The 6423-nt window shown below is 68.3% G+C and carries 8 protein-coding genes and 1 pseudogene; 3 read left to right on the top strand and 6 right to left on the bottom strand.

Features of this window, described 5'->3' with window-relative positions; translation table 11 throughout:
* The 3 genes from BGN95_RS07035 to BGN95_RS07025 form a co-directional block, all read left to right on the top strand.
* Positions 1-839, top strand: an 839-nt coding sequence (locus BGN95_RS07035) for a phosphotransferase family protein (protein WP_286772082.1), incomplete at its 5' end; no start/stop codon positions are given.
* Entirely contained in the window at positions 836-1180 is a 345-nt protein-coding gene (locus BGN95_RS07030) for a DUF6285 domain-containing protein (protein ID WP_265269098.1), read from the top strand. The genes BGN95_RS07035 and BGN95_RS07030, both read left to right, overlap by 4 nt.
* A 61-nt stretch (positions 1181-1241) precedes the next feature.
* Positions 1242-2426 (top strand): acyl-CoA dehydrogenase, encoded by a 1185-nt coding sequence (locus BGN95_RS07025; RefSeq protein WP_265269145.1) that lies wholly within the window; start codon positions 1242-1244, stop codon positions 2424-2426.
* Positions 2427-2514: 88 nt separating this feature from the next.
* On the opposite strand, the gene BGN95_RS07020 is transcribed toward BGN95_RS07025, so the two are convergent.
* The 6 genes and pseudogenes from BGN95_RS07020 to BGN95_RS06995 form a co-directional block, all read right to left on the bottom strand.
* Entirely contained in the window at positions 2515-3045 is a 531-nt protein-coding gene (locus BGN95_RS07020) for a response regulator transcription factor (RefSeq protein ID WP_179510815.1), read from the bottom strand.
* Positions 3042-4346 carry an ATP-binding protein gene (locus BGN95_RS07015; RefSeq protein WP_286772081.1) on the bottom strand — a complete coding sequence of 435 codons (1305 nt, stop codon included), beginning with the start codon at positions 4344-4346 and terminating at the stop codon, positions 3042-3044. The genes BGN95_RS07020 and BGN95_RS07015 overlap by 4 nt, the downstream gene beginning before the upstream one ends.
* Positions 4316-4984 carry an SURF1 family protein gene (locus BGN95_RS07010; RefSeq protein WP_286772080.1) on the bottom strand — a complete coding sequence of 223 codons (669 nt, stop codon included), beginning with the start codon at positions 4982-4984 and terminating at the stop codon, positions 4316-4318. Before BGN95_RS07010 ends, BGN95_RS07015 begins: the two co-directional genes overlap by 31 nt.
* Positions 4981-5364 (bottom strand): cytochrome o ubiquinol oxidase subunit IV, encoded by a 384-nt coding sequence (cyoD, locus tag BGN95_RS07005; protein ID WP_179510813.1) that lies wholly within the window; start codon positions 5362-5364, stop codon positions 4981-4983. Before cyoD ends, BGN95_RS07010 begins: the two co-directional genes overlap by 4 nt.
* Positions 5361-5975, bottom strand: a complete 615-nt coding sequence (gene cyoC / locus BGN95_RS07000) for a cytochrome o ubiquinol oxidase subunit III (protein ID WP_265314560.1) — start codon at positions 5973-5975, stop codon at positions 5361-5363. Before cyoC ends, cyoD begins: the two co-directional genes overlap by 4 nt.
* Before the next feature lie 36 nt (positions 5976-6011).
* A pseudogene (locus tag BGN95_RS06995) lies at positions 6012-6423 on the bottom strand (cytochrome o ubiquinol oxidase subunit I); the annotation flags it as partial.

Genomic DNA, 6423 nt, shown 5'->3' with positions numbered 1-6423 from the left:
TCCTGCGCCGCGGCACCTCCCCGCTCGCACGCCACCCGGGGAAGAAGCCGCCGCTGCGGATCGAGGCCGAGCTGATCGCCGCCGCGGTGGCGAACGGCGTCCCTGCCCCGAATGTCGTGCATATCTGCAGCGAGCCCGACGGGCTGGGCGAGGCCTATATCATGGCGCGCGTCTCGGGCGAGACGCTGGGCAAGCGCATCGCCACCGACCCGGCTTTTGCCCCGGCGCGCGCGGTGCTGGCGCGGCAATGCGGGGCGGCGCTGGCGCGGATTCACGCCACGCCGCCGGTCGCCGGGGTCGAGACGCTCGACGTGCGCGCGACGCTCAGCGGTTATGAGGAGACATGGCGCGCCTCGGGGCTGGTGCGGCCGACGATCGAGGCTGCGTTCCGCTGGCTCGAACGACGCGTGCCGACGGCGGGCGCGCTCACGCTGGTCCACGGCGATTTCCGCAACGGCAATATAATGGTCGACGCCCAAACCGGGCTTGCCGCGGTGCTCGACTGGGAATTGGCGCATGTCGGCGATCCGGCGGAGGATATCGGCTGGATTTGCTGCAACAGCTGGCGCTTCGGCCAGCCGGGGAAGCGCGTCGGCGGATTTGGCGATCTCGACGATCTGCTCGCGGGCTATGTCGAGGCGGGCGGCGCGCCGATCGACGTCGCACGCGTCGATTTCTGGCAGATGCTCGGCAGCCTCAAATGGGGAGTGATGACGACGATGATGCACGCGCGTTGGGCCGCCGACCCTTCCGCAGGCCCCGAACGTGCGGTGATCGGGCGGCGGCTTTCTGAGACCGAGACCGATATCGTCGCGATCATCGAACGGAGCGCTTCATGATCACCCACCCGACCGCACAGGCGCTGGTGGAGGGCGTCGCGCGCTGGCTGCCGGTCGACGGCAGCGCGAGCGGCTTTGCCCTGCGCGTCGCGCGCAACGCGCTGGAGATCGCAGCGCGCGACATGGCGCTCGGCCCCGCCGCCGACGCCCGCGCGGTCGAGCGGCTGCGCGCGCTGACCGGCGGCGACGGCACGCGCGACGCGCTCGACCGGCGGCTCACCGAGATGATCCGCGCCGGCGAGATCGCCCCCGACGACCCCGCGCTGATCGCGCATATGAAGGCCTGCGCGCTCGATTCGCTCGCGATCGACCAGCCGAAATACGCCCACGAACTCGGCTGACCACTGGACAAGCCGCGCCATTCCCGCGAAGCCGCGCCTCAGCCTCTGAGGAGAGATGATGATGGCCGGTATGGGCGCGTTCGATTGGTCCGATCCTTTCCTGCTCGACGAGCAGCTCACCGACGACGAGCGGATGGTGCGCGATACCGCGCGCGCCTATGCCGAGGACCGGCTGGCGCCGCGGATCATCGATGCTTTCGCCAAAGAAGTGACCGATCCGGCGATCTTCCGCGAGATGGGGCAGCTCGGGCTGCTCGGCCCGACGGTGCCGGAAGAATATGGCGGGGTCGGCGCGAGCTACGTCGCTTACGGCCTTGTCGCGCGCGAGGTCGAGCGGATCGATTCGGGCTATCGCTCGATGATGAGCGTCCAGTCGAGCCTCGTGATGTATCCGATCTATGCCTATGGCTCGGAGGAGCAGAAGCGTAAGTATCTGCCCAAGCTGGCGAGCGGCGAATGGATCGGCTGTTTCGGGCTGACCGAGCCCGACGCCGGCTCCGATCCGGGCGGGATGAAGACCCGCGCGGTCAAGACCGACGGCGGCTATCGCATCTCGGGCAGCAAGACGTGGATCTCGAACGCGCCGATCGCCGATGTGTTCGTGATCTGGGCCAAGTCCGACGCGCACGGCGGGGGCATCCGCGGCTTCGTGCTCGAAAAGGGCATGAAGGGGCTTTCCGCGCCGAAGATCGAGGGCAAGCTTTCGCTGCGCGCGTCGATCACCGGGATGGTGATGATGGACGAGGTCGAGGTCGGCGACGAGGCGCTGCTCCCCGAGGTGCAGGGGCTGAAGGGGCCGTTCGGCTGCCTCAACCGCGCGCGTTACGGGATTTCGTGGGGGGCGCTGGGCGCGGCCGAATTCTGCTTCCACGCCGCGCGGCAATATGGCCTCGATCGCAACCAGTTCGGCCGTCCGCTCGCCGCCAACCAGCTCTACCAGAAGAAGCTCGCCGATATGGAGACCGAGATCGCGCTCGGGCTGCAGGCGAGCTTGCGCGTCGGGCGGCTGATGGACGAGGGCAAGTTCGCGCCGGAGATGATCTCGATCGTCAAGCGCAACAATGTCGGCAAAGCGCTCGATATCGCGCGGATGAGCCGCGACATGCACGGCGGCAACGGCATTTCCGGCGAATATCAGGTGATGCGCCACCTGATGAACCTCGAGACGGTCAACACCTATGAGGGCGCGCATGACGTCCACGCGCTGATCCTCGGGCGGGCGATTACGGGGATCGCGGCCTTTTAACGAACCGTCGCCCCAGCGAAAGCTGGGGCCGCGTGCCGCAAATCGCGCCCCTGCGGCCGAGATCCCAGCTTCCGCTGGGATGACGGCATTAAATATGCCGCTTCTCCAATTTCCGCGCCAAGGTGCGACGGTGGAGGCCGAGGCGGCGCGCGGCTTCGGAGATGTTGAAATCGGTATCCACCAGCGTCTGGTGGATATGCTCCCATTCGAGCGTCTTGATGCTCGTCGTGCGGGTGGCGATGTCGGCGTCGGGATCGCCGTCGACCCGCGCGAAGGCGGCCTCGATATCGTCGGTATTGGCGGGCTTGGTCAGGTAATTGGTCGCGCCCAATTTGATCGCCTCGACCGCGGTGGCGATGCTGGCGAAACCGGTCAGCACCACGATCCGCATCGTCGCATCGAGCGCGTGGAGCATCTGCACGCAGGTCAGCCCCGAGGCGCCGCCACCGAGCCGCAGATCGACCACCGCATGATCGGGCGCGAAATCGCGCGCCACCTGCTCCAGCCCGTCGGGCGCGTTGAGCACCGCGACACGATAGCCGCGCCGCTCGAACGAGCGCGCCAGCGTGCGCGCGAACACCGCGTCATCCTCGACGATCAGCAGCCGCCGTTCGGTCATCGTCCTTCCTCCAGCGCCAGCGCGGCGAGCGGGATGCGCAAGGTGACCAATGCGCCGCCGTGCGGATCGTTGCGCGCCTCCAGCGCGCCGCCCAGCGTCCGCAGCACATTGGCGGCGAGGAACAGCCCCAGCCCCGCGCCGCGCCGCTCCTTGCTGCTCTGATACGGCCGCCCGATGGTTTCGAGGAAGGCGGGCGGAAAGCCGCGCCCGTCGTCGCGCGCGGTGATCAGGATATCCGCCTCGCCCGCGGCGTCACGGACCAGTTCGAGCAGCAACGTAACCCCCGACGCCCCCGCCTCGATCGCATTGTCGAGCAGGTTGATCAGCGTCTGCGCCAGCGCGCGATCGGCGACGATCGGCGGATCAGTGGCAAGCCCGTCGACCAACGTCACCAGCTCGGGCCGCCCCCAGCGCTCGACGATCCCGCCGACGAAGCGGCGCAAGGTGGTGCGTGCGGGCGCCTCGCCGGTCACCTCGCCCGCGGCGAACAGGATGCCCGCGAGGATTTCCTTGCAGCGCGCGACCTCCGCCTCCATCTCCGCCACCTCGGCGGCGAGCGCCGGGTCGTGCGCCTCGCGGCGCCAGTCGCCGAGCGCGACCGACAAGGTCGCCAGCGGGGTGCCGAGCTCATGCGCCGCGCCGCTCGCGAGGAGGCCGATCCGCACGATATGCTCCTGCTCGGTCGCGCGCTGGCGCATCGTCGCGAGATGCGCGTCGCGCTCGCGCAGGTTGCGCGCGATACGGGTGACGAACGCCACCACCAGCACCGCCGCGAGGACGAAGCTGAACCAGCTTCCCGCCTTATAGGCCACCGACAGATGGCTGACGAAGCCGGGCTGCAGCGGCAGCGGGTGGTGGACGACGGTGAGCAGGGCAAAGGCCGCGCTGGTCACCGCGACGAGCAGCCAGCTCGACCACGCTTCGAGCAGCACCGCGCCGAGCACGACCTGCAGCAGAAACAAGGTGATGAACGGATTGGTCGCCCCGCCCGACAAAGCGAGCTGGACGGTGAGCGCGGCGACGTCGATCAGCAGTGCGCCGAGCAATTCGCCGTTGCTGACCGAGCGGAAGCGGACCGAGGCGAGCTGGAGCAGATTGAGCGCGACCAGCCCGCCGAGCGTCGCGAGCATCGGGAACAGCGGCAGCCGGATATCGAGGACGAACTCGACCAGCAGGATCGTCGCGAGCTGCCCGCCCACCGCAAGCCAGCGCAGCAGCACAAGCAGCAGCAGGTTGCGCCGCGCGGCATCCTCGCGGCCCGCAAATGCCGTCACCGAGCGCGCTTTCGCATCGCGCGCCATGCCAGCACAGCAAGCAGCGCGGCCATCGCGAACCAGGTCAGCCCATAACTGAGATGCGCGTTGCGGAAGGCGACGACGGTCAGCCCGCCGCGCGGCCAGTCACTGCCGTTCGGCCCCGCGTCGATGAACCACGGCGCGACCGCGCCGAGCCGCTGCGCCGCGGCGATCGCCGCCACGTCGCGCGAATACCAGCGCCCGGCGGCGGGATCGTTGGACCGCAGGAAGCCCCCGCCCGGCTCGCTCAGCCGGATCAGCCCGGTCACCGTCGCCGGCCCGGCGGCAGGCGGCGCGCGGCCGCGCATGTCGGCGGGGACGAAGCCGCGGTTGATCAGGATGCGCCCGTTTGCGGTATCGAGCGGGGTCATCACCCAATAGCCGCCGCCGAGCGCGGTCAGCGCCTGGACATAGACATCATGCCCCGGGAGGTAGCGGCCGCTGGCGGTGACGCGGGTGTAGGCGTCATCCTCGGTCAGCGTCTTGCTCGCCGGCGGGGCCGCCACCGGGGCCGCCGCCAGCTTCGCATCGACGCGCTCGATCAGCGCGAGCTTCCACGTCCGCCGTTCGAGCTGCCAGATGCCGAGCGCGACGAACCCCAGGATCGCCGCAATGGTCAGCGCTCGCGCGGCGACGCCCTTCACATCCCGCCCATATCCATCGGCGGCGCGCCATGCGCCGCGGGCGGCGCCATCTGCGGCATCATATAATGGTTCATGTTGAACATCACCCACAGCGACCCCGCCAGCACGATCACCACGATCACCACCGTGAAGATCAACGCCATCAGCGTCCAGCCGTGTTCGGACCGCGCGTTCATATGGAGGAAATAGACCATGTGGACGACGATCTGCACCATCGCCAGCCCGGCGATGATCGCGGCGGTGACGCGGGCATCGGCGATCACCCCGCTCATCACCAGCCCGAACGGGATGGCGGTAAGCACCACCGACAGCAGGAAGCCGGTGACGTAATCGCGCCGCGTGCCGTGCGGCGCACCGCTGTCGTTTTCGTGCGCGCTCATGATGCCATCGACCCCAGCAGATAGACGAAGGTGAAGACGCCGATCCACACGACGTCGAGGAAGTGCCAGAACAGCGACAGGCATTCCAGCCGCCGGACATTGGCAGGGATCAGCCCCTTGCGCGCGACCTGCACCATCAAGGTGACGAGCCAGATCGAGCCCGAGAAGACGTGCAGCCCGTGGGTGCCGACCAAAGCGAAGAAGCTCGACAGGAACGCCGAGCGCCCCGGCCCCGCGCCCTCGTGGATCAGCTCCGAAAACTCGAACAATTCGATTCCGAGGAAGCCGAGGCCGAACAGCAGCGTGACCAGCAGCCACCGCAACGCCGCCGATTTGCGCTGCTCGTGCGCGGCGATCATCGCGAAGCCGTAGGTGATCGACGAGAACAGCAGCAGCGCGGTGTTGACCGCAACCAGCTTCAGATCGAACAATTCGTGGCTGGTCGGGCCGCCCGCGAAGCTGCGGCCATAGACGCCCCACGACGCGAACAGCATCGCGAAGATGAGGCAGTCGCTCATGATGTAGAGCCAGAAGCCGAGCATCGTGCTCGACCCGCTCTCGTGATGATGCGGCTCGGTCTCCCAATAGATCGGGGTGGCGCCCTCGGTCATTGGGGCGGCGGCGGTGGGGTTGCTATGCGCCATGGTTCAGGCCCCTGCTGCCGCCAGCGCCTTGAGGCGCGCGGTCTCCGTCGCGGCGACCTCGGCCGCCGGGATGTTGAAATCGCGATCGTAATCGAAGCTGTGGAAGATCGCGTAGCCGATCACGCTGAGCATCCCCAGCCCGACCATCCACCAGATGTGCCAGATCAGCCCGAACCCGACGATCATCGACAGCCCGGCGAGGATCACGCCCGCGCCGGTGTTGCGGGGCATATGGATGTCGAGCCAGCCCTGCGTCGGCGCCATCTGGTTCTTGGCCTTCATATCGTCCCACGCGTCGAGATCGTGGATCACCGGCGTGAAGGCGAAATTATAGTCGGGCGGCGGCGACGAGGTCGACCATTCGAGCGTGCGACCGTGCCACGGATCGCCGGTGACGTCCTTCAGCGCCTCGCGG

This window comes from Sphingomonas sp. 66-10 (genome assembly GCF_001897045.1).
Classification (GTDB): Bacteria; Pseudomonadota; Alphaproteobacteria; order Sphingomonadales; family Sphingomonadaceae; genus Sphingomonas; species Sphingomonas lycopersici.
Note: the sequence above shows the minus strand (reverse complement) of the source record. Positions and strands in the feature narration are given on the sequence as shown.